This window comes from Streptomyces sp. NPDC098789, from assembly GCF_044759975.1.
Taxonomy (GTDB): Bacteria; Actinomycetota; Actinomycetes; order Streptomycetales; family Streptomycetaceae; genus Streptomyces.
This window is the reverse complement of sequence record NZ_JBIWAJ010000007.1, coordinates 42,966-64,819: the sequence shown is the minus strand read 5'-3', so window position 1 is coordinate 64,819 and position 21,854 is coordinate 42,966. Positions and strand designations below refer to the sequence as shown.

General features: G+C 71.3%; 18 protein-coding genes. 6 read left to right on the top strand and 12 right to left on the bottom strand.

Annotation, left to right across the window (positions count from 1 at the left end):
• Window positions 1-3: 3 nt before the first annotated feature.
• The 5 genes from pyrE to ACIQWR_RS16640 form a co-directional block, all read right to left on the bottom strand.
• Window positions 4-543, bottom strand: a complete 540-nt coding sequence (gene pyrE / locus ACIQWR_RS16660; protein WP_404009558.1) for an orotate phosphoribosyltransferase — start codon at window positions 541-543, stop codon at window positions 4-6.
• 10 nt (window positions 544-553) lie between these two features.
• Window positions 554-1,375: an aldose 1-epimerase gene (locus ACIQWR_RS16655; RefSeq protein WP_404009555.1), complete on the bottom strand. Its 822-nt coding sequence runs from the start codon at window positions 1,373-1,375 to the stop codon at window positions 554-556.
• 28 nt (window positions 1,376-1,403) lie between these two features.
• Window positions 1,404-2,306 carry an SRPBCC domain-containing protein gene (locus ACIQWR_RS16650; protein WP_404009552.1) on the bottom strand — a complete coding sequence of 301 codons (903 nt, stop codon included), beginning with the start codon at window positions 2,304-2,306 and terminating at the stop codon, window positions 1,404-1,406.
• A gap of 269 nt (window positions 2,307-2,575) precedes the next feature.
• On the bottom strand, window positions 2,576-4,219 hold the full coding sequence (locus tag ACIQWR_RS16645; RefSeq protein WP_404009549.1) for a polyamine aminopropyltransferase: 1,644 nt from the start codon (window positions 4,217-4,219) through the stop codon (window positions 2,576-2,578).
• Window positions 4,220-4,528: 309 nt separating this feature from the next.
• On the bottom strand, window positions 4,529-5,050 hold the full coding sequence (locus ACIQWR_RS16640) for a DUF2617 family protein (RefSeq protein ID WP_404009547.1): 522 nt from the start codon (window positions 5,048-5,050) through the stop codon (window positions 4,529-4,531).
• A 754-nt stretch (window positions 5,051-5,804) separates the two neighbouring features.
• On the opposite strand from ACIQWR_RS16640, the gene ACIQWR_RS16635 reads away from it, so the two are divergent.
• Both ACIQWR_RS16635 and ACIQWR_RS16630 read left to right on the top strand, forming a co-directional pair.
• Window positions 5,805-7,004, top strand: coding sequence for a pyridoxal phosphate-dependent aminotransferase (locus ACIQWR_RS16635; RefSeq protein ID WP_404009544.1), 1,200 nt, complete (start codon window positions 5,805-5,807; stop codon window positions 7,002-7,004).
• 108 nt (window positions 7,005-7,112) lie between these two features.
• On the top strand, window positions 7,113-8,273 hold the full coding sequence (locus ACIQWR_RS16630) for a hypothetical protein (protein WP_404009542.1): 1,161 nt from the start codon (window positions 7,113-7,115) through the stop codon (window positions 8,271-8,273).
• A 40-nt stretch (window positions 8,274-8,313) separates the two neighbouring features.
• Here ACIQWR_RS16630 and ACIQWR_RS16625 read toward each other — a convergent pair whose 3' ends face one another.
• A complete protein-coding gene (locus ACIQWR_RS16625; protein ID WP_399265191.1) occupies window positions 8,314-8,859 on the bottom strand; it encodes a YbjN domain-containing protein in 546 nt (181 codons plus the stop codon).
• Window positions 8,860-9,022: 163 nt separating this feature from the next.
• Window positions 9,023-11,608, bottom strand: a complete 2,586-nt coding sequence (gene clpB / locus ACIQWR_RS16620; protein ID WP_404009539.1) for an ATP-dependent chaperone ClpB — start codon at window positions 11,606-11,608, stop codon at window positions 9,023-9,025.
• Window positions 11,609-11,711: 103 nt separating this feature from the next.
• Between clpB and ACIQWR_RS16615 the strand changes: the two genes are divergently transcribed.
• Window positions 11,712-12,116 (top strand): pyridoxamine 5'-phosphate oxidase family protein, encoded by a 405-nt coding sequence (locus tag ACIQWR_RS16615; RefSeq protein ID WP_404009536.1) that lies wholly within the window; start codon window positions 11,712-11,714, stop codon window positions 12,114-12,116.
• 187 nt (window positions 12,117-12,303) lie between these two features.
• Here ACIQWR_RS16615 and ACIQWR_RS16610 read toward each other — a convergent pair whose 3' ends face one another.
• Entirely contained in the window at window positions 12,304-12,618 is a 315-nt protein-coding gene (locus ACIQWR_RS16610) for a (2Fe-2S)-binding protein (RefSeq protein WP_354383388.1), read from the bottom strand.
• Between the two features lie 374 nt (window positions 12,619-12,992).
• Here ACIQWR_RS16610 and ACIQWR_RS16605 point away from each other — a divergent pair, with 374 nt between their 5' ends.
• Window positions 12,993-14,075, top strand: a complete 1,083-nt coding sequence (locus ACIQWR_RS16605; protein WP_385785545.1) for a helix-turn-helix transcriptional regulator — start codon at window positions 12,993-12,995, stop codon at window positions 14,073-14,075.
• 112 nt (window positions 14,076-14,187) lie between these two features.
• Here the strand turns inward: ACIQWR_RS16605 and ACIQWR_RS16600 are convergent, their stop codons facing one another.
• The 4 genes from ACIQWR_RS16600 to dnaK are packed head-to-tail and all read right to left on the bottom strand — an operon-like array spanning window position 14,188 to window position 18,395.
• On the bottom strand, window positions 14,188-14,634 hold the full coding sequence (locus ACIQWR_RS16600) for a heat shock protein transcriptional repressor HspR (RefSeq protein ID WP_399265197.1): 447 nt from the start codon (window positions 14,632-14,634) through the stop codon (window positions 14,188-14,190).
• 1 nt (window position 14,635) lies between these two features.
• Entirely contained in the window at window positions 14,636-15,826 is a 1,191-nt protein-coding gene (gene dnaJ, locus ACIQWR_RS16595) for a molecular chaperone DnaJ (RefSeq protein WP_404009532.1), read from the bottom strand.
• Window positions 15,827-15,867: 41 nt separating this feature from the next.
• Window positions 15,868-16,545, bottom strand: coding sequence for a nucleotide exchange factor GrpE (gene grpE / locus ACIQWR_RS16590; RefSeq protein ID WP_404009529.1), 678 nt, complete (start codon window positions 16,543-16,545; stop codon window positions 15,868-15,870).
• A complete protein-coding gene (dnaK, locus tag ACIQWR_RS16585; protein ID WP_404009526.1) occupies window positions 16,545-18,395 on the bottom strand; it encodes a molecular chaperone DnaK in 1,851 nt (616 codons plus the stop codon). Before dnaK ends, grpE begins: the two co-directional genes overlap by 1 nt.
• Window positions 18,396-18,842: 447 nt before the next feature.
• On the opposite strand from dnaK, the gene ACIQWR_RS16580 reads away from it, so the two are divergent.
• Window positions 18,843-19,460, top strand: a complete 618-nt coding sequence (locus ACIQWR_RS16580) for a sugar transferase (RefSeq protein ID WP_404009523.1) — start codon at window positions 18,843-18,845, stop codon at window positions 19,458-19,460.
• 129 nt (window positions 19,461-19,589) lie between these two features.
• On the top strand, window positions 19,590-21,845 hold the full coding sequence (locus ACIQWR_RS16575; protein WP_404009521.1) for a (Fe-S)-binding protein: 2,256 nt from the start codon (window positions 19,590-19,592) through the stop codon (window positions 21,843-21,845).
• The last annotated feature ends 9 nt before the right edge of the window (window positions 21,846-21,854 follow it).

Below are 21,854 nucleotides of genomic sequence, written 5' to 3'. Positions count from 1 at the left end.
GCGTCAGGAGAGGCCGAGGTCCCCGAGCTGGTAACCGGTGAGGTAGGGCACTCCGGCGGCGGCGATGGCGTCGGCGGCGCCGCGGTCGACGATCGTGGCGACGGCCACGACCTCGCCACCGGCCTCACGGACGGCCTCGACGGCGGTCAGCGGGGAACCACCGGTGGTCGAGGTGTCCTCGACCACCAGGCAGCGACGGCCCTTGACCTCGGTGCCCTCGATGCGGCGCTGCATGCCGTGGGCCTTCTGCACCTTGCGCACGACGAAGGCGTCCAGACGCTGACCGCGCGCGGCGGAGGCGTGCAGCATCGAAGTCGCGACCGGGTCGGCGCCCAGGGTCAGACCGCCGACGCAGTCGAAGTCCAGGTCGGCGGTGAGGTCGAGCATGACCTGGCCGACCAGCGGGGCGGCCTCGCCGTCCAGGGTGATCCGGCGCAGGTCGATGTAGTAGTCGGCCTCCCGCCCGGAGGAAAGCGTCACCTTGCCGTGCACAACGGCCTTGTCCTTGATCTGCTGGAGCAGCTCACCACGTACGTCACTCATGCCCATGAGCTTAGAGGCCGTCGTGCGCGTCGGACGCCCGGAGACGGCGCCAGGTCCACGTCGTGGACAGCTCCAGCGGGTCGATGGGCGTGACCAGCTGCGGCAGGGTGTTCAGGCCGTTGGGCGGTCCGGACTGCGGCTCGACGCAGACGAACTCCTCGGGCTGGTCGTAGACCACCAGCCATTCGGCCCTGCTGGTCAGGCGCAGCTCCAGGGCGCCGGGCCAGGTCAGCGTGACGTCGACGCCGTACGGCATGCCGAAGCAGTCGTCCCAGGGGCCGGGCAGCGGCTCGATCCGCCGGCCGGTCGGGAGGTAGTCCGCACCGCGCTCCTCCTGCCAGACCGGCTCGAAGGACAGCTGTACGTCCTCCCCCACCCCGAGGTTGCGGCGGAACCAGGGGTGCCAGCCGACCTGGGCCGGGAAGGAGTCGTCGTACGTCTCCACGCCCATGGCCAGGGTGAGCGCTTCCGGTGCGAGGGCGAAGGTCTGGGTCACCCGGCCCCGGAAGGGCCACGGGTCGGCGAGGTCGTAGGTGAAGGAGGCCTCGGCCGTCCGCTCGGCCGTCGCGGTTCCGGCGGGGGTCCAGGCGGCGTGCCGGCCGAAGCCGTGGATGGCGTGCGGCGGGTGGTCCAGCGGCATCTGGTGGAGCACGCCGGCGTCCCGGAAGCGCCCCTCGCCCAGCCGTCCGCACCACGGGACCATCGGGAAGGACCCGAAGTCGTCCCCCTGGCGCAGCAGCTCCAGTCCGTCGACGCGCAGACTGCTGATCCGGCAGCCGTTCTTCTGGTCGACGGTCAGTTCGGCGCCACCGGCGCTCAGTCGCGTACTCATGCCCCGACCCTAGGGCACCCCCCACGGCTCAGCGTCGGCGCCGCAGGGCACGTCCGACGACGACCGCCGAGGCGAGGGCGATCGCCGCGGCGGGGGCCAGCCAGCGCAGGTTCAGGGCCTGGGCCCCGGAGTCCGGCGCGGGGACCGGGGCGTAACGGCCGCGCGGGGGTGCGTGGTCGACCTCTTCGGCGCTGCGGCCGATCATCGTGCGGCGGGCGTGGGCGGCTTCGGCGGGCGGGCGCGGGGTGTCCCCGAGATCGCCGAACTCCCCGAACCGGCCGAAGTCGTGGTCGAGGAAGGGGTCCAGCGACGGCGGCGGCACCTCGGTGTCGAACACCGTGGCGGACACCTCGATGACCTCGGGTCCGTCGGGTCCGTCGGGCCCCTCGGGCTCCTCCGGCTCCTCCGTGTCCCGCGGCTCCCGCTGCTCGTCCAGGTCGTCCGCGGTAGCCGCGGGCGCCGCGTCCGCCGCGTCCGCATCCACGTCCGTGGCGGGCGGAGCCGTGGCGGCGGTCGTCAGGTTGACGCAGGTGCGGTCCAGCAGCCGGTGCACCGCGGTGGCGGTGGCCTCCGGGGCGAATCCCGCGGCCCGGCCGTCGGCGCTGCCCGCGGCGGTGAAGACCAGCCGGGTACCGCCGTCCTCGGGCACGAGCCGCAAGGAGAGGGTGGTCTTCACGGAGCCCGGGCCCCGGACCTCCGTGCCCCGGCCCTCGGCCTCGAAGGTGTCCTCGTCCCGTTCGGTGACGGCCCACGCACCCCGGTAGGTCACGGTGTGCCCGCCGACCCGCAGCTTCAGCCGACCGGCCAGCGGCCCGGAGGCGTCGTCGGCGTCCTGTTGGAAGCCGGGTACGCACCGGGCCAGGCGGGCGGGGTCCCGCAGCACCGCTCGGAGGTCGGCTACCGGTACCGGAACGAACACCTGATGCTCCATGCCGCCGAGCCTACCGAGGGCGCGGCCCCACCGTGCGCTTTCCGACCCCCGGGCCGCACGGGACGACTGTGATGACAGGCCCTAGTGCTGTGGCCGGAAAGGTTTGCCGGGTCGCGGTGTCCGGTGCGGTGCATCGCAAGACGGAGGGCCACGGCTCGTACTGGACGTACCGTCGTGGTCCGACAACGCAGGGGGCACCTCCCAGCGGTAGCTGGGGGAGAGGTGCCGTGCCGGGCGCCGCGACACGGTGAACCTTTCCGGTCACAGCACTAGAAGGAGTAGCGCGGGTGGGGGAGGGTCGAGGGGGGCAGCCCGCGCATGCGGACGCGTTCGGTGTCGCGGGCCGCGTCCTGGAGCGCGCGGGTGGACAGGGAGCGCAGCACCGGGGCGTCGCCGTCGACCCGCAGTTCGGGGACCGCTTCCCGGGCGGACAGGACGAAGCCCCAGTCCTGGGGCGGGGCGACGGAGCCGCCCTGCGCCCGGTCGGGGCCCGCCGCGAATCCCGTGAGCCGCCCGCCCGCGCTGTACGGGGCGGTCCGCAGTCCGGCGGCGCGCAAGGTGGCCTCCACGGTCCAGTAGGTCCGCGGCCGGGAGGCCAAGGGGCCCGCGGACACCGCGAGCCGGCCGCCCGGCCCCAGCGCTCGCGCGGCCAGCCCGTAGAACTCCTGGGAGTACAGCTTGGTGCTGGGCGTGATCCCGGGGTCGGGCAGGTCGGACACGATGACGTCGTAGCGTCCGGACGCCCCGGGTCCGCGCAGCCAGTGGAAGGCGTCCGAGGTCACCACGGCGACCCGCGGGTCGGCGTACACGTGCCCGTTGAGCTGCGACAGCATCGGGTCGGTGCGGGCGAGCCGGACCACGCCGGGGTCGAGCTCGACGACGGTGACGGAGGCGACGTCCGGGTAGCGCGCCACCTCGCGCGCGGCCAGTCCGTCGCCGCCGCCCAGGACGAGCACGCGGGCGTGCGGGCCCGCCATCGCGGGGTGCACGAGGGCCTCGTGGTAGCGGTACTCGTCGTAGCCGCTGACCCGCAGCCGCCCGTCGAGGTACAGGTCGAGGGAGCGCGGCGAGCCGGTGGGCGGGCCGGTGACGACCAGTTCCTGGACGCCGGTCTGGAGGGCGACCCGCACCTCGTCGCCGTAGACCGCGCGCCGGGCCATGCGTTCGAAGTCGCCGGCCAGCACGGTCGCCGCCGCCAGGACGAGCAGCACGCCGATGTTGGCGGCGAGCAGCAGCCAGCGCCCGCGCCGGCTCAGGTCGCGGCGGAACAGCCACAGGACGAGCGCCCCGCCCGCGACCGCGTTGACGGTGCCGGTGAGCATCGCCCCGGTGAGCTGGCCGAGCAGCGGCAGGAGCAGGAAGGGGAAGGCCAGGCCCCCGACGAGCGCGCCGACGTAGTCCGCGGCGAAGAGGTCGGCGACGGCGCCGCCCGCGTCCTGCCGCCGGATCCGCTGGATGAGGGTCATCAACAGCGGGATCTCGGCCCCCATGAGGATGCCGATGGCGAGCGAGAAGCCGACGAGCGCCGGTCTGGACTCGCCGAACCAGGCGAAGCTCGCGTACAGCGCCATGGCGGACAGGCCCCCGACCAGGGCGAGCAGCGCCTCGACGGCGCCGAAGCCGAGGGCGGGGCGTTCGCGCAGGCGCTTGGCCAGCAGGGAGCCGACGCCCATGGCGAAGACCATGACGGAGAGCACCACGGACGCCTGGGTGACGGAGTCACCGATCAGGTACGAGCCGAGGGCGAGCAATTCCAGCTCGTACACGAGCCCGCAGGCGGCGCAGACGAACACGGTGGCCAGGACGAGGAGCCGGCCGGTCCGGGGCCGTACGGGGAGGGCGGCCGGGGTGGTGGCCCTGCCCCTGGGCTCCGCTGCCGGGAGCACTCCGCCGGGGGCGGAACGGTCGATCATGAAGCGAACCGTACGTCACTGCTCGGCTGCACCCCGTCACCCACATGGGTGCAAGTGACGCACTGCCCGGGCCACTTGGCGTAACCGGGGAGCGACCCCCGAGCGACCCCGCACGCCGGGACGCGGCGCCGCCCGACCCCGGGCACGGCGGACCCGGGGCCGCGGGCCCGGTGCGGAAACGGTGCGGAGACCGGCGCCGAAACCGGGGCCGAAACCGGGGCGGAACCGGCGCGGAACCGGGGCCGAAACCAGTGCGGAACCTGCGCGGAAACCGGTGCGGAACCGGTGCGACGCGCGTACGACCCCGCCCTACTGCGCCGCGGCCGCCATCCGTACGCCCACCCGGGTCCGGGTCGCGACCAGCTGCCCCTCCTGCGGGTAGGCGTGCCAGGTGCGCCACCTCACCTGCCCCTCGCAGCGCTGCGCGAGCAGCGCGGTGAAGGCGTACGGGCTGCCGGGAAAGGTTCCGGCGAGCCCGTTCGGGTGATCCGCGACCAGGGCGAGCAGCTCCTGTGCCCGTCCCGCGAAGGAACCCTCGGAGAGGATCTCGACGCGCGCGGCGAACTCGTACTCCCAGTCCCCCACCCGCTTGGCCACGCCGAGCGGCAGCGGGGTGCTGCTGCCGGGCATGCAGGCGACCGTCTCCGAGCAGAGCACTTCGCCCTCTTCCAACAAGACCTGGTGGGAGGCGCCGAGCAGGCGCAGCTCCACCTTCGCGCCCTGCAGCTCGAGGTTCAGTACGGCGAGGGCGGGCAGCCGCTCCCGACCCAGGGCCCAGGCGAGGTCGGCGGCACGCGTGTCGGTATAGGTGGTCTGGAGGGTCGTGAGCATGAGTCGGCTCCGCAAACGCGCGAGGGGAGATGGGCCGGGACCCGCCAGCGGTGATCAACGGGTGGGGGGGCACCGGCTCTGGTCCACAGGAAGTCCAGCGAGGTCCGAGGACTGGTCTACTCAACCGAGGGAATCATGAAAGGCACGGCACTCACAGCGTTTTTACCCAACTTGACGGGGTTTACATCCCCCCGGGGGCTCCACAGTTCAGGTGTTCAACCACGGGTCCCGCGCGGCGGTCCCACAAGCCGCCCAACCAGGCGTTCCACGGAAATGCGCCCGGCGAAACCCACCCCCGCCGGGCACCTTCCCACCGCATATTCCGCACGCCTACTCCGCGCCGCGCCCCCGGTCAGCTGCTGCCGCACCCGCCGCCGCCCCCGCAGGACGACGAGGACGAGCCGCAGGAGCTGCTCGAACACGAGGACGAAGAGGATGAGCACGACGAGCCGCCGTGCGACGACGAACCGCTGTCGCCCGCCCACCAGCTGCCGGAGCCGGAGTCGGAAGAGGAACCGGAGGACCGCGAGGACTTCCGCGATCCGCCCCGGGACCCGCCGTACGCCAGCCACAAGAAGAACCCCACCAGCGCGGCTGCGATCACTGCGAAAAAGGCCAGGAACATGATCCTCGCCCCCCTCCTGTACGCCTCGGTCCCCCGAGGGGCGGGATCCCCGCGTCCCGCGTGTCAGGGGGATTCCCGCGGCCCGTTCCGGCCAAAGCACACTTGAGCAACTCCAGAGGTTGACCAAGGATGACGCCCATGAGCGCACCCGTGGGCGGCAGCCGCCCCTTCCTGAACCGCCGTCTCGCCTCCTTCGGAACGACGATCTTCGCGGAGATGTCCGCGCTGGCCACGAGCACGGGATCGATCAACCTGGGCCAGGGGTTCCCCGACACCGACGGGCCCGCCGAGATCGCCGAGGCGGCGTCCCGCGCGGTGCTCTCCGGCCGCGGCAACCAGTACCCGCCCGGCCCCGGCGTCCCCGAACTGCGCGCCGCCGTCGCCCGCCACCAGCAGCGCTTCTACGGCCTGTCCTACGACCCCGACACCGAGGTCCTGGTCACGGCGGGCGCCACCGAGGCCATCGCGGCCGCCCTCCTCGCCCTCCTCGAACCGGGTGACGAGGTCATCGCCCTCGAACCCTTCTACGACTCCTACGCCGCCTGCATCGCCATGGCGGGCGCCACCCGCGTCCCGGTCACCCTGCGCCCGCACGCCGGCGCCTTCGCCCTCGACCTCGACGAGCTGCGCGCCGCCGTCACCCCGCGCACCCGGCTGCTGCTCCTGAACACCCCGCACAACCCGACGGGCACCGTGCTCACCCCGGCCGAGCTGGCCGGGATCGCCGCCCTCGCCGTCGAGCGGGACCTCCTCGTCGTCACCGACGAGGTGTACGAGCACCTGGTCTTCGAGGGCGCGCACACCCCGCTCGCCGCGCTGCCCGGCATGCGCGAGCGCACGGTGACGATCTCCTCCGCGGGCAAGACCTTCTCCTTCACCGGCTGGAAGGTCGGCTGGGTGACGGCCCCGCCGGAGCTGGTCACGGCGGTCCGCTCGGCCAAGCAGTTCCTGACCTACGTCTCCTCGGGCCCGTTCCAGTACGCGATCGCCGAGGCCCTGGACCTGCCGGACTCCTACTACGAGGGCTTCCGCGCCGACATGGCCCGCAAGCGCGACATCCTCTCCGCGGGCCTGACGGCGGCCGGCTTCGAGGTCTACGCCCCGGCCGGCACCTACTTCATCACCACCGACATCGCCGCCTTCGGGGAGCGCGACGGCCTGGACTTCTGCCGCCGCCTGCCCGCCCTGTGCGGGGTCGTGGCCATCCCCAACCAGGTCTTCTACGACGACAAGGCCGCGGGCGCCACCCAGGTCCGCTTCGCCTTCTGCAAGAGGGACTCCGTCCTCCAGGAGGCCGCCACCCGCCTGGGCCGGCTCTCCCGGCTCTGAGGGACCGGGCGGCCCCGGTCGGCCGGCGGCTCGTAGGGTCTCCCCTGACGGCCTTCCACCCGCGGACGGACGCACGCGCTCGCACGCAGGAACCGGAAGGCCGCAGACATGACCACGGGCACGAGCACGGTGAAGGTCCCGACGCGTCCGCGAACGGCGGCCCTCTCGGCCGGGACCACCGCGCTGGCGGTGTTCGCCGCGGTCCGCGTCGTCGGGGTGCTCGTGATCGCCCTCGGCGCCTGGGCGACGGACCGCGATCCGCTCACCGTCCTCGGCACCTCCTTCGACTCCGGCTGGTACGTCGCGATCACCGAGCACGGGTACGGGCGCAGCCTCGCCTGGCCGCACAGCGGGGCCGTACAGAGCGATCTGGCCTTCTTCCCGCTCTACCCCTCACTGATGCGGCTCACGACCCTCCTGCTGCCCGTGGGGGCCGCCGGGGCGGGTCTCCTGGTCGCCTGGGGGGCGGCCGCGACGGCGGCCGTCGGGATCTACCGGGTCGGCGAGCGGGTCGCCGGGGCCCGGACCGGGGTGCTGCTGGTGGCGCTGTGGGGGGTGCAGCCGCACGCCGTGGTGTTCACCGCCGGGTACACGGAGGCGCTGCTGGCCGCGCTGGCCGCCTGGTCGCTGTACGCGCTGCTGCGCGAGCGGTGGCTGTGGGCGGCGGGCCTCGCGATCCTGGCCGGCCTGACCCGGCCGACCGGCATCGCGGTGGCCGCGGCGGTGTCGGTGAGCGCCCTGTGCGCGCTGCTGGCGCGCGGGGGGCACCGGCGGCCCGAGGTGTGGGCGGCCGGGCTGCTGGCCCCGGCGGGCTGGGCCGCGTACCTGCTCGCCGTGGGAGCGCAGCGCGACGACCTCCTGCACGGCTACTTCGCCGTGCAGGACTCCTGGGGCTCGCGCTTCGACTTCGGGGCCGGGGCGGTGCGCACGGCCTCGCAGGTGCTGATGGGCCAGAGCGGGCCCAATGCCGTGATGACGCTCGTCGTGCTGGCCGTGGCGACGGGCCTGGCGGTGCTGCTCCTGCTGGACCGGGCGCCGCTGCCGCTGCTCGTGTACACGGCCGTGCTGCTGGTGATAACCCTCGGCGGCGCGGGCTTCTTCGATTCGAAGCCGCGGTTCCTGCTGCCGGCCTTCCCGCTGCTGCTGCCGCTGGCGGCCGCCATGGCGAGAGCCCGGCCGCGGACGGCGGTCGTGGTGACCGGGGTCCTGGCCGGGCTCTCGTGCGGCTACGGGGCGTACCTGATGCTCGTGTCCCACGTGCCGCTGTAGCGGCGCGGGGTCGGGGCACCGGGTGGGCGGGCCCGCCGACTCAGTTCTTCGAGTCGTCGCCCTCGGTGTCGTCCTTCTCGTCCGCCGAGTCGACGTCCTTCTCCAGGCCGAACTGCTCCAGGAGCCACTTGTCGAACTCGATGGACGCGCGGACCCAGCTGACCGTGGAGGACACGAAGTGCTCCAGGGAGACGCCGGTGCCGATCAGCATCTGCGCCTCGCCGATCAGGCGGACCGAGCCGTCGTCGTGGGTGTGGCTGTAGACCTTCGGCCACAGGGTGCGGCGGTTCCAGTCGTCGATCGCTTCGAGGAGCTGGTGCTTGTCCTCGATGGCGTGCGGGCGGTCGTAGAACGTCCGCACCGAGAAGACCTGCTGCTCGTCCTCGCCACGGAACATGAAGTACGTGCGGAAGTCCTCCCACGGCGCCGCGAGGTCACCCTCGTCGTCGACGACGTACTTCAGCTCCATCTGCTCCAGGAGCTGCTTGACCAGGTCCTGGTCGGGGACGACGGGGCCCGCCGGTCCTGTGGCCTGCGGTTCGGGCTGGCCCCCGAAATTCGGAATCGAGGCCGGGTCGATGCTCACCGTGTACTTCCCTTCGTGCGGATTGCTTCATCCTCCCCCATCGCGCCCACCCCGTGTCCACCCCCGGACACCCGATCCGCTCCGGGCGGACACGCATAAGAGCTGGTTAAGCGCCTGTATGGCCGGACTGGTCCGGTCGCACGGGGCGACCGGACCGGCTTGATCAGAGCGCTTTGCCGACCAGCAGGCCGTCGCCCGCCACGTCCACGCGGACGGTGTCGCCGTCCTTGACCTCGCCCGCGAGGATCTCCTTGGCGAGCCGGTCGCCGATCGAGGTCTGGATCAGCCGGCGCAGCGGGCGGGCCCCGTAGGCCGGATCGTTGCCCTGGTCCGCGAGCCAGGCCAGCGCCCCGGGCGTCACGTCCAAGGTCAGGCGCCGCTCGGCGAGACGGGCCGCCAGCCGGGCGATCTGGAGCTCGGCGATGTGCGCGAGCTCGTCCCGGTCCAGCGCGGAGAACACCACGAGGTCGTCGAGGCGGTTGATGAACTCCGGCTTGAAGCTCGCCCGCACCACCTCCAGGACCTGCGCCTTCTTCACCTCCGCCGAGGTCAGCGGGTCCATCAGGTACTGACTGCCGAGATTCGAGGTCAACACCAGGATGGTGTTGCGGAAGTCGACCGTCCGCCCCTGCCCGTCGGTCAGCCGCCCGTCGTCCAGGACCTGCAGGAGCACGTCGAAGACCTCCGGATGCGCCTTCTCCACCTCGTCCAGCAACACCACGCTGTACGGGCGCCGGCGCACCGCCTCGGTCAGCTGACCGCCCTCCTCGTACCCCACGTACCCGGGCGGCGCACCCACCAGCCTGGCCACGCTGTGCTTCTCCCCGTACTCCGACATGTCGATGCGGATCATGGCCCGCTCGTCATCGAAGAGGAAGTCGGCCAGGGCCTTGGCCAGCTCGGTCTTGCCGACGCCGGTCGGCCCCAGGAAGAGGAACGAGCCCGTCGGCCGGTCCGGGTCCGCGACCCCCGCCCGCGTGCGTCGCACCGCGTCCGAGACCGCCGCCACCGCCTCCTTCTGCCCGATCAGCCGCCGCCCCAGCTCCTCCTCCATCCGCAGCAGCTTCCGCGTCTCGCCCTCCAGCAGCCGCCCGGCCGGAATCCCCGTCCACGCACCCACCACGTCCGCGATGTCGTCCGGACCGACCTCGTCCTTGACCATCGTGTCCAGGGAGACCTCCGCCTCCGCCTCGGTGGCCTCGGCGAGCTCCCGCTCCAGCGCCGGGATCTCCCCGTAGAGCAGCTGCGAGGCCGCGTCGAAGTCGCCGTCGCGCTGAGCGCGCTCGGCCTGGCCGCGCAGGTCGTCGAGGCGCTCCTTCAGCTCGCCGACCCGGTTCAGGGACCGCTTCTCCTTCTCCCACCGCGCGGTCAGCCCGCGCAGTTCCTCGTCCTTGTCCGCGAGGTCCTTGCGCAGCCGCTCCAGGCGCTCGACGGAGGCCGGGTCGGACTCGTTCTTCAGCGCCAGCTCCTCCATCCGCAAGCGGTCCACGGAGCGCTGGAGCTCGTCGATCTCGACCGGCGAGGAGTCGATCTCCATCCGCAGCCGCGACGCCGCCTCGTCCACCAGGTCGATCGCCTTGTCCGGCAGGAACCGCGAGGTGATGTACCGGTCCGAGAGCGTGGCCGCCGCCACCAGCGCGCTGTCGTTGATGACCACCTTGTGGTGCGCCTCGTAGCGGCCCTTGAGCCCGCGCAGGATCGCGATGGTGTCCTCGACGCTCGGCTCGGCGACCAGCACCTGCTGGAAGCGCCGCTCCAGCGCCGGGTCCTTCTCGATCCGCTCGCGGTACTCGTCCAGCGTGGTCGCGCCGACCATCCGCAGCTCGCCGCGGGCCAGCATCGGCTTGAGCATGTTGCCCGCGTCCATCGCCGAGTCCCCGCCGGCGCCGGCGCCGACCACGGTGTGCAGCTCGTCGATGAAGGTGATGATCTGCCCGTCGCTGGACTTGATCTCCGCCAGGACCGTCTTGAGCCGTTCCTCGAACTCGCCGCGGTACTTCGCCCCGGCCACCATGGCGCCGAGGTCCAGTGAGACGAGCCGCTTGCCCTTCAAGGACTCGGGGACGTCGCCCTTGACGATCCGCTGGGCCAGGCCCTCGACCACGGCCGTCTTGCCCACGCCCGGCTCGCCGATCAGCACCGGATTGTTCTTCGTGCGGCGCGAGAGCACCTGCACCACCCGGCGGATCTCCTGGTCCCGGCCGATCACCGGGTCGAGCTTGCCCTCACGGGCCGCCGCCGTGAAGTCGGTGCCGAACTTCTCCAGGGCCTTGTACTGGCCCTCGGGGTCGGGGGAGGTCACCCGGCGCCCTCCTCGTGAGGTCTCGAAAGCGGACAGCAGCTTCTTCGCGGTGGCGCCCTGTGCGGTGAGGACCTCGCCCGCCGGACCGCCCTTGGCGGCGATGGCGATGAGGAGGTGCTCGGTGGAGAGGTACTCGTCGCCCAGGCGCCCGGCCTCGCGGGCGGCCTCGGCGAGTACGGCGAGCAGGTCGCGGCTGGGCTGCGGCGGCGCGACCGTGGACCCGGTGACGCTGGGCAGCGCGGCGAGCAGGCGCTCGGCGCCCGCCCGTACGACGGCCTGGTCGGCTTCGGTGGCCGCGAGCAGGTCGGTGACGTTCTCGTTGTCCGCGCCCGTGAGCAGGGCCAGCAGCAGGTGCGCGGGGGTCAGGTCGGCGTGGCCGCCCTGCACCGCCCTGCTGGTGGCGGCGTTCAGGGCGGCCCGGCTCTTGTTGGTCAGCTCGGCGTCCACGTACGGCTCCTCTCCGTTCCTTCTCGTGTTGCTTCTCTGCTAGGGGAAGCGTGCACAAAGTTGAGTCTATTCCACTCAAGAAGAAGCTCGTACGCTTCGGCGCATGTCCCATGACGTACTCAACCCGACGGCCGACTACCTCGCCTTCTGGCAGGAACGGCACGTCTGCACGCTGACCACCCCGCGCCCCGACGGAAGTCCGCACGTCGTGCCCGTGGGCGTGACGTACGACCCGGAGGCCGGGGTGGCGCGGGTGATCAGCAACAAGCACAGCAAGAAGATCCGCAACGTCCTGGCGGCGGGGCCGGAGGGCGTCCGGGCCGCGGTGTGCCAGATGGCGGGGCGCCGCTGGGCGACGCTGGAGGGGCGCGCCAGGATCCTCGACGACGAGGCGTCGGTGGCCGAGGCGGTGGAGCGCTACGCGCAGCGGTACGGACGCGTCCCGTCGCCCAATCCGGACCGGGTCGTCCTGGTGATCACGCTGGAGCGCGCGATGGGCCGCGCCTGAGGGGCGGAGCAGGGGTGTGCCCCTCGGGCGGGCGCGGGCGCCACTGATTTATTCGGGCCAATTCCGGAACGTTTCCGGTTCAAGCACTGGACGCGAGCAGCACAGCGGCGCCATCGTGTTCAGGTTCACGATGGCGCCGCTGTGTGGGGGAAGCGCCTGAGCGATCTGCGACGACGGGGGAATCGCTTCAGGCACTGCGGGGGGTGGCGGTAGTGACATCGGGTTCGAAGAGCTGGTGATCGCGCTGATCAAGGTTGACGAAGACCATTCCGTACCGCACCTCGCAGCGGACGGGCTGCGGCGCGCCGCGCGGGCGGCGCAGGCAGCGGTAGGCGCGGACGTCCTCGTCCTCCTCGCGCACGACAACGATCGGCTGGCCGAAGAGGGTGACCATCAACGAATCGCCAGTGTGGGGGATGGCCGTGACGAGATCGATGAACTGCCATCCGGACCGGTACGCAGATGCCATTTCGCGACGGAAGTCGCGGTCGTCGGGGGTCATGAGGACACCGCCTCGGGGTGAGAGGTCCAACCGGTGTCACCTTCGGATCCGGAACCTTGCGGTGAGTCGGTCCAGCCCGTGTCGTCCTTCAGAGCCACCGGTGCGTTGGTCCAGCCGGTGTCGAACGATGTTCCTGCCGGCGCCATGGTCCAGCCTGTGTCATAGCTGGCCCTAGCGCTCCCCGCGTCTGTGTCGACGGCGCTGAGTGCACCAAAAACCGCAACGGCGGAGAAAACAACGGCAAGCGCCGAGCGAAGCATTCTTTTGTACATGGTCGGCTTCGTCCTCACTTGATGGAATCCTCTCCCCCGCGTGTCCGACGATGGCTCATTCAGGCACGTCACTGCCACAGGGACGATGCATCATGTTCTTGCATGTTCAGGACCCTGGGGGGTGGAGATTTGCCCAGAAGCGGCACAAACGAGACACATCCCCACCCCGTCACGTCTCTGTGCGACGAGGGAGCACGGCTCTACGCGGCAGCGCTCAGCACGGGCCGTATCGCAAGGGGAGAAGTTGAAAATGCTCCCTGCCTGCTTGAATTCGCTCTTCTGCAGCCCGATCCGGACGACGCGAACCAGCTGCGTCCGGTTCCCCCATCCGTCGCATTGGCCCAACGTCTCCACCCGATTGAACGTGAGATCCAGGACCGCCGACGCAGCGCTGTAGATCTCACCGACGCTTTCGAGCCGTTCCTTACCATCAGTGCCCAGAGTCCCGCCAACACTCACGCCATCACCGTGCTGGAGGGATTCGAGCGGATCAACGCGGCGCTGAACCTGGCGACGGCCGAATGTCACACCGAAGTGCTGACCGTCCAGCCCGGCGGCGCCCGGCCCTCGCTGGCCCTGACCCAGGCACTGGAGCGCGACGCCCCGCTGATCGACCGCGGGGTCAGCATACGGACGCTCTACCAACACACCGCGCGGCACAGCCAGGGCACGCTGGCCTACGTGGACCGGATCTCCGCGGGCAAGGTGGAGATCCGTACGCTCGAAGAACTGATAGAGCGCCTGATCATCTTCGACCGCACCGTGGCCTTCATCCCCGCCAGCGACGACCGGCGGGTGGCGCTGGAGCTGCGGCACCCGGGTCTGGTCGAGTACCTCATCAAGGTCTTCGAGCAGCTCTGGCGGCGCGCTGTGCCCCTGCGCCAGGAAGTGACGTACCGGCACACCCCCGAGGGGATCTCCGGCGTCCAGCGCTCCATCGCGCAGCTCCTCGTCGAGGGGTACGTCGACGAGGCCATCGCCCGGCGGCTCGGCATGAACGTACGGACCGCCCGCGCGCACATCGCGAAGCTGGCCACCGTCCTGGGCAGCGGGAGCCGCGCGCAGCTCGGCTTCCTCATCGCGCAGTCGGGGATCCTCGACGGACCGGGCGCCCTGCCGGGCGGCGGCGGGCTCACCGCCGAACACGACCCGGACCCGGACCTCGACCCCGACCACCTGGTCTGACCGGACCGGCCGGTCCGGCCGACCTGACGGACCGGCCGACCTGACGGAAAACGCGTGCGGGCCCCGCCCCCTGGTGGGGGGCGGGGCCCGCGACGGTCCCTGCGTGCGCGGATCAGTCCAGCGGCCGCTTGGGCCGCCAGACGACCAGGGCGCTGCCCGGCTGCGGCGGCTGGTACGGGACCAGGTCGCGCCGGTACGAGGCGTGCACCTGGGCCTCGCGCTGGCGCAGCACCGCCGCCGCACCGTCCACAGCTGTGGACAGCTCGGCGACGCGCTGCTGGAGCGCGGCGACCTGGTTCTCCAGCTCGATGATCCGCTTGATGCCCGCCAGGTTGATGCCCTCGTCCTGGGACAGCGCCTGCACCGTGCGGAGCAGCTCGATGTCCCGGGCCGAATAGCGGCGCCCGCGCCCGGCCGTCCGGTCCGGGGAGACCAGGCCGAGGCGGTCGTACTGGCGGAGGGTCTGCGGATGCAGGCCCGAGAGCTGGGCGGCCACCGAGATGACGTAGACCGGGGTCTCGTCGGTCAGCTGATAGGGATTGCGTCGGCGGCCGTCCATGTCATGCTCCCTTCGCGGACTCGAACAGGATGGAGCGCGGGTCCTCCGAGGCCGTGGCGTCGCGGAACGACTCCAGTGCCTCGCGGGCCTTGTCCGACAGCTCTGTCGGGACGGTCACTTCGACCGTCACCAGCAGATCGCCGCGGGTGCCGTCCTTGCGGACCGCGCCCTTGCCACGGGCGCGCATCGTGCGCCCGTTGGGGGTGCCCGGCGGCAGCTTCAGCGTCACCGCGGGGCCGTTCAGCGTCGGCACCTTGATGTCGGCGCCCAGGGTCGCCTCGGCGAAGGTGACGGGGACGGTGACCGTGAGGTTGTCGTCCCTGCGCCCGAACACCGGGTGGCTGTCCACGTGCACGACGACGTACAGGTCGCCGCCGGGACCACCGCGCTCGCCCGGAGCGCCCTTGCCGCGCAGCCGGATCCGCTGGCCGTCGGAGACGCCCGCCGGGATCCGGACCTGCATGGTGCGTGAGGAACGGGCCCGGCCGCTGCCCTTGCAGACGTCGCAGGGGGTCTCGGCGATCAGGCCGCGGCCCTTGCAGTCCGCGCAGGGGTCGGTCAGCGAGAAGCCGCCGCCGCTGCCGCGCGAGACCTGCCCGGTGCCGACGCAGGTCGGACACACGCGGGGCGTGCCGTTCTTGTCGCCGGTGCCCGAACACGCCTTGCAGGGAGCCTGCGAGGACATCCGCAGCGGCACCGTGGCCCCGTCCACCGCCTCCGTGAAGGAGAGGGTGACCTCGGACTCGATGTCCTGGCCGCGGCGCGGCTGGGTGCGGGTGCCCGCACCGGGGCCCGCGCCACCGCGGTTGAACAGGCCGCCGAACACGTCGCCCAGACCGCCGCCGAAGCCCCCGGCGCCCGCTCCGCCGCCGCCCTGGGCGCCTCCGAAGAGGTCGCCCAGGTCGAAGTTGGAGAAGCCGCCGCCACCGCCGGGACCGGGGCGGAAGCCACCGTTCCCGAACAGCGCGCGGGCCTCGTCGTACTCCTTGCGCTTCTTGCTGTCACCGAGGACGTCGTGCGCCTCGGAGATCTCCTTGAAGCGCTCCTCGGCCGCGGAGTCACCCTTGTTGGCGTCCGGGTGGAACTCGCGGGCGAGCTTCCGGTACGCCTTCTTGATCTCGGCCTCGGTGGCGTCCTTCGGGACACCGAGGACCTTGTAGTAGTCCTTCTCGACGAAGTCCTTAGTGCTCATCCTCGGTGGCCCTCCTCTCGTGACGTGCTGACATCAGACCTTCAGCCCTTGTCGGGCCCGTCCGTGTCCGTGCCCTGCTCGGCCGCGTCCTCGGACTTGGCCGGAGCGGCCGCGCCCGGCTGGGGCTCGGCCACCGCGACGCGCGCGGGACGGATCGTACGCTCGCCGATCCGGTACCCCGGCTGCAGGATCGCCACGCAGGTCGTCTCGGTGACGTCCGGCGCGTACGAGTGCATCAGGGCCTCGTGGATCGTCGGGTCGAAGGGCTCGCCCTCCTTGCCGAACTGCTGCAGGCCCATCTTGGCGGCGGCCGTCTCCAGCGATTCGGCCACCGACTTGAAGCCACCGAGCAGTTCGCCATGCTCCCGCGCCCGACCGATGTCGTCCAGCGTCGGGAGCAGTTCGGTCAGGAGGGACGCGACCGCGATCTCCTTGACCGCGATCCGGTCCCGCTCGACCCGGCGGCGGTAGTTCTGGTACTCGGCCTGGAGCCGCTGGAGGTCCGCGGTGCGCTCGCCGAGCGCGGTGCGGGCCTGGTCCAGCTGGGCCAGGAGGGCGGTTTCCTTGCCGAGCGAGTCGGCTGCTCCTGCGTCCCCGGCCGGGGCCGCCTTCTCCTCCTTGGAGGAGTCGGCGGCCTTCGGCTCGGCTGCGGCGTCGTCCGCCCTGTCGCCGGTGGGGACTTCGGGCTTCTCGTCGAAGCCCGGGGTCTCCTCCGACATCAGGCAGCGCCACCCTTCGGCTTCTCGTCGTCGACGATCTCGGCGTCGACGACGTCGTCGTCGGCCTTGGCCTGACCCGCGTCACCGGTCGGCGCGCCACCGGCGGCCTGGGCGCCCTGGGCGTCGGCGTAGATCGCCTGGCCGAGCTTCTGGCTGACGGCGCCCAGCTTCTCGGTCGCGGTGCGGATCTCGGCGGAGTCCTCGCCCTTGAGCTTTTCCTTCAGCTCGGCGATGGAGGCCTCGACCTCGGCCTTGACGTCGGCCGGGACCTTGTCCTCGTTGTCCTTGACGAACTTCTCCGTCTGGTAGACGAGCTGCTCGCCCTGGTTGCGGGACTCGGCCGCCTCCTTGCGGCGGGAGTCCTCGTCCGCGTACTGCTCCGCCTCCTGGCGCATGCGGTCGACCTCGTCCTTGGCGAGCGAGGAGCCGCCGGTGACGGTCATCTTCTGCTCCTTGCCCGTGCCGAGGTCCTTGGCCGTCACGTGCATGATGCCGTTCGCGTCGATGTCGAAGGCGACCTCGACCTGCGGGACGCCGCGCGGGGCCGGGGGCAGACCGGTCAGCTCGAACATGCCGAGCTTCTTGTTGTACGCCGCGATCTCGCGCTCGCCCTGGTAGACCTGGATCTGCACGGACGGCTGGTTGTCCTCGGCCGTCGTGAAGATCTCGGACCGCTTGGTCGGGATCGTGGTGTTGCGCTCGATGAGCTTGGTCATGATGCCGCCCTTGGTTTCGATACCGAGGGACAGCGGGGTGACGTCGAGGAGCAGGACGTCCTTGACCTCACCCTTGAGGACACCGGCCTGGAGGGTCGCGCCGAGGGCGACGACCTCGTCCGGGTTGACGCCCTTGTTGGCGTCCTGACCGCCGGTGAGCTCCTTGACGAGCTCGGCGACGGCCGGCATGCGGGTGGAGCCGCCGACGAGGACGACGTGGTCGATCTCGGACAGGTTGATGCCCGCGTCCTTGATGACGTTGTGGAACGGCGCCTTGCAACGGTCCAGCAGGTCCGCGGTCAGCTGCTGGAACTGGGCGCGCGTGAGCTTCTCGTCCAGGTGCAGCGGGCCCTCGGCGGAGGCCGTGATGTAGGGCAGGTTGATCGAGGTCTCCGTGGAGGAGGACAGCTCGATCTTCGCCTTCTCGGCGGCCTCGCGCAGACGCTGGAGCGCCATCTTGTCCTTGGCGAGGTCGACGCCGTGGCCGTTCTGGAACTGCTTCACGAGGTACTCGACGACGCGCTGGTCCCAGTCGTCACCACCGAGGTGGTTGTCACCGTTGGTGGCCTTGACCTCGACGACGCCGTCACCGATCTCCAGGAGCGACACGTCGAAGGTGCCGCCACCGAGGTCGAAGACGAGAATGGTCTGGTCGTCCTTGTCGAGACCGTAGGCCAGGGCGGCGGCGGTCGGCTCGTTGACGATGCGCAGGACGTTCAGACCCGCGATCTCACCGGCCTCCTTCGTCGCCTGACGCTCGGAGTCGTTGAAGTAGGCCGGGACGGTGATGACCGCGTCCGTGACCTTCTCACCCAGGTACGCCTCGGCGTCGCGCTTCAGCTTCTGCAGGATGAATGCGCTCATCTGCTGCGGGTTGAAGTCCTTGCCGTCCAGGTTGATCTTCCAGTCGGTGCCCATGTGGCGCTTGACCGACCGGATGGTCCTGTCGACGTTGGTGACCGCCTGGCGCTTGGCCACCTCGCCGACGAGGACCTCGCCGTTCTTGGCGAAGGCGACGACGGACGGCGTGGTCCTGGCGCCCTCGGCGTTGGTGATGACGGTGGGCTCGCCGCCTTCCAGAACGCTGACGACCGAGTTGGTGGTGCCCAGGTCGATGCCGACCGCACGTGCCATTTTGATTCCTCCAGCAACACTGACTTGAGTGGAACAGACTCAAGGATGCACCACCCGCCCCGCATCGTCAACAGACCTGAGTCGCCCCCACTCAACTTTTAGGCGGCCCTTACGCTCAGCGGGGGGGGCAGTGGGGGATCCCGGACCACATCCAGCCCCGCCGCGCCACATCCAGCTCCCCCGCGCCACATCCAGCCCCGCCGGCGTTTGAGGCGCGGGGTCCGGGGCGGAGCCCCGTGGGGTGCGGGGCGCAGGCCCGCGTGGGCGAAGCGGGCCCCGCCGCGCCACATCCAGCCCCGCCGGCGATTGAGGCGCGGGGTCCGGGGCGGAGCCCCGTGGGGGTGCGGGGCGCAGGCCTTCGGCGGCGGCAGGGCCGAGCGGGGGACCCGACGGGGACCCCCCGCGCGCCCCCACCCCCCGCCGGGAGCCGTACGGCACGGTGCCCCCATGCCGCTGCTGCCACGCCTCCCCCTCCCCGCCGCCCCACCGGCGAAACGGGTCGTCGACCTCCTCGGCGCGCTGCTCCTGCTGGCCCTGCTGGCCCTCCCCCTGGGCGCGGTGGCCGCACTGCTGTACGCCGCCACCCCGCGCGCGGGCGCCTTCGTACGGGAGACCCGCGCCGGCCTCGGCGGCCGGACCTTCCGCACCTGGCGCTTCCGCACGGACGGCCCCCGGCTCGGGGCCGCCCTGGACCGCTGGGCCCTGGACGGGCTCCCGCAGCTGCTGAACGTGGTCCGCGGCGAGATGTCCCTGGTCGGCCCCCGCCCCCTCGCCCACGCGGAGCACCCCGAGCGGCTGCTCGTACGGCCCGGCATGACCGGCCTGTGGCAGGTGAGCGCGCGCTCGGACCTGCCCTGGGAGGAGATGGACCTGCTGGACCGGCACTACGTGGAGAACCACTGGCTCGGGATGGACCTGGCGATCCTGGCACAGACCCCCCGCGCGGTGGTCCGCACGGCCGGCCCGAGGCCCCCGGCGGTCCCCCCGCCCGCACCCGCCGCCGCACCCACCACCGCGCCCGCCACCGACCCCCGGACGGAGCACGCGCCGCAAAGGGTGGCCTGAGCGACACAGATCACCGCACGCTCGGCTACATTGCGGCTCGGGGAATGGGTAATCTCAAGGCTTGACTGACTAAGTTACTGCTTAGTAAGTGCCCGAGTGCCCGCCCTGGCCCGCCCGAGGAGCCTTCCCATGCAACTCGCCGCGATCATCGTGTCGCTGGTCCTGACCGTGGTCGGCGTCGCGCTGCTCGCCCGAGCCGTGGCGCAGATCTACCGGTTCGTCAAGCTCGGCCAACCCCTACCGGCAGGCAGCCGCACGGACCGGCCGAAGGACCGCACGATCACCCTGATCAAGGAGTTCCTCGGCCACAGCCGGATGAACCGCTGGGGCATCGTCGGCTTCGCGCACTGGTTCGTCGCGATCGGCTTCCTGACCCTGCCCCCGACGCTCGCGCAGGCCTACGGCCAGCTCTTCCAGGCGGACTGGACGCTGCCGATCATCGGCGAGTTCCTGCCGTTCGAGCTGTACATCGAGTTCATCGGCGTGATGACGATCCTCGGCATCCTCGTGCTGATGGCCATCCGACTGCTCAGCCTGCCCTCCCGGGCCGGCCGCAAGTCGCGCTTCACGGGCTCGAAGGCCTGGCAGGCGTACTTCGTCGAGTACATCATCCTCACCATCGGCCTCGCGATCCTGACCCTGCGCGGGCTCGAAGGCGCGATCCACCAGGTCGACCACTACGAGCCGGCGTACTTCCTCTCGTACCCCCTGGTGCTGGCCTTCAAGGGCCTCTCGGTCGGCACGCTGCAGACGCTCATCTACCTCACCGCGATGATCAAGATCGGCACCTCGCTGATCTGGATGATCGTCGTCTCCCTCAACACCAACATGGGTGTCGCCTGGCACCGCTTCCTCGGCTTCCCGAACATCTGGTTCAAGCGGAACGCCGACGGCTCCACGGCGCTCGGCGCCCTCCAGCCGATGACGAGCGGCGGCAAGGAGATCGACTTCGAGGAGCCGGGCGAGGACGACGTCTTCGGCGTCTCCCAGGTCGAGCAGTTCTCCTGGAAGGGCATCCTCGACTTCTCCACCTGCACCGAGTGCGGCCGCTGCCAGTCGCAGTGCCCGGCCTGGAACACGGGCAAGCCCCTGTCCCCCAAGCTCCTGATCATGTCCCTGCGCGACCACGCGCACGCCAAGGCGCCGTACCTGCTCGCGGGCGGCGGCAAGGACATGGAGGGCAACGAGAAGGCGACCCCGGAGCAGCTGAAGGACGTACCGGCGGCCGCCCTGGCCGAGGCCGAGCGCCCGCTCATCGGCACCGCCGAGGAGAACGGCGTCATCGACCCGGACGTGCTGTGGTCCTGCACCAGCTGCGGCGCGTGCGTGGAGCAGTGCCCGGTCGACATCGAGCACATCGACCACATCGTGGACATGCGCCGCTACCAGGTGATGATCGAGAGCGCCTTCCCGAGCGAGGCCGGGACGATGCTCAAGAACCTGGAGAAGAAGGGCAACCCCTGGGGGCTGGCCAAGAAGCAGCGCGTCGAGTGGACGAAGGAGGTGGACTTCGACGTCCCGATCATCGGCAAGGACGCGGAGGACCTCTCCGAGTACGACTACCTCTACTGGGTCGGCTGCGCCGGCGCCCTGGAGGACCGGGCCAAGAAGACCACGAAGGCCTTCGCGGAGCTGCTGAACATGGCGGGCGTCAAGTTCGCGATCATGGGCGGCGACGAGAAGTGCACGGGTGACTCCCCGCGCCGTCTGGGCAACGAGCCGCTGTTCCAGCAGCTCGCCCAGGAGAACGTGGCCATGCTCAACATGGCCTTCGGCGAGGACGACGACGACCCGGCGACGAAGAAGCCGAAGTCGGCGAAGCGCATCGTCTCCACCTGCCCGCACTGCTTCAACACCATCGCGAACGAGTACCCGCAGCTGGGCGGCGAGTACGAGGTCATCCACCACACGCAGCTGCTCCAGCACCTGATCGACGAGGGCCGCCTCACCCCGGTCACCCCGGTCGACGGCCTGATCACCTACCACGACCCCTGCTACCTGGGCCGCCACAACAAGGTCTACACGCCGCCGCGCGAGATCATGTCGGCCGTGCCGGGCCTGCGCCAGCAGGAGATGCACCGCCACAAGGAGCGGGGCTTCTGCTGCGGCGCCGGTGGCGCGCGGATGTGGATGGAGGAGCGGATCGGCAAGCGCATCAACAACGAGCGCGTCGACGAGGCCCTGTCCCTCAACCCCGACATCGTCTCGACCGCGTGCCCGTTCTGCCTGGTCATGCTGACCGACTCGGTCAACGGCAAGAAGAACGACGGCCAGGCGAAGGAGTCGGTGCAGGTCGTCGACGTGGCACAGCTGCTGCTGGAGTCCGTACGGATCCCCGCGGCGCCGGAGCCCGAGCCGGCGCCGGAGGCCGAGCCCGCGAGCTGACGCGCGGAC

Coding starts and splice junctions, on each gene's coding strand:
- ACIQWR_RS16615 (WP_404009536.1), top strand. CDS start 11,712: ATGTCCCATGACGTACTCAACCCGACGGCCGACTACCTCGCCTTCTGG.
- ACIQWR_RS16580 (WP_404009523.1), top strand. CDS start 18,843: ATGCCGCTGCTGCCACGCCTCCCCCTCCCCGCCGCCCCACCGGCGAAA.
- ACIQWR_RS16630 (WP_404009542.1), top strand. CDS start 7,113: ATGACCACGGGCACGAGCACGGTGAAGGTCCCGACGCGTCCGCGAACG.
- ACIQWR_RS16610 (WP_354383388.1), bottom strand. CDS start 12,618: ATGACCCCCGACGACCGCGACTTCCGTCGCGAAATGGCATCTGCGTAC.
- ACIQWR_RS16650 (WP_404009552.1), bottom strand. CDS start 2,306: ATGGAGCATCAGGTGTTCGTTCCGGTACCGGTAGCCGACCTCCGAGCG.
- grpE (WP_404009529.1), bottom strand. CDS start 16,545: ATGTCGGAGGAGACCCCGGGCTTCGACGAGAAGCCCGAAGTCCCCACC.
- ACIQWR_RS16635 (WP_404009544.1), top strand. CDS start 5,805: ATGACGCCCATGAGCGCACCCGTGGGCGGCAGCCGCCCCTTCCTGAAC.
- pyrE (WP_404009558.1), bottom strand. CDS start 543: ATGAGTGACGTACGTGGTGAGCTGCTCCAGCAGATCAAGGACAAGGCC.
- ACIQWR_RS16575 (WP_404009521.1), top strand. CDS start 19,590: ATGCAACTCGCCGCGATCATCGTGTCGCTGGTCCTGACCGTGGTCGGC.
- dnaK (WP_404009526.1), bottom strand. CDS start 18,395: ATGGCACGTGCGGTCGGCATCGACCTGGGCACCACCAACTCGGTCGTC.
- ACIQWR_RS16655 (WP_404009555.1), bottom strand. CDS start 1,375: ATGAGTACGCGACTGAGCGCCGGTGGCGCCGAACTGACCGTCGACCAG.
- ACIQWR_RS16640 (WP_404009547.1), bottom strand. CDS start 5,050: ATGCTCACGACCCTCCAGACCACCTATACCGACACGCGTGCCGCCGAC.
- ACIQWR_RS16600 (WP_399265197.1), bottom strand. CDS start 14,634: ATGGACGGCCGCCGACGCAATCCCTATCAGCTGACCGACGAGACCCCG.
- dnaJ (WP_404009532.1), bottom strand. CDS start 15,826: ATGAGCACTAAGGACTTCGTCGAGAAGGACTACTACAAGGTCCTCGGT.
- ACIQWR_RS16645 (WP_404009549.1), bottom strand. CDS start 4,219: ATGATCGACCGTTCCGCCCCCGGCGGAGTGCTCCCGGCAGCGGAGCCC.
- ACIQWR_RS16605 (WP_385785545.1), top strand. CDS start 12,993: ATGTTCAGGACCCTGGGGGGTGGAGATTTGCCCAGAAGCGGCACAAAC.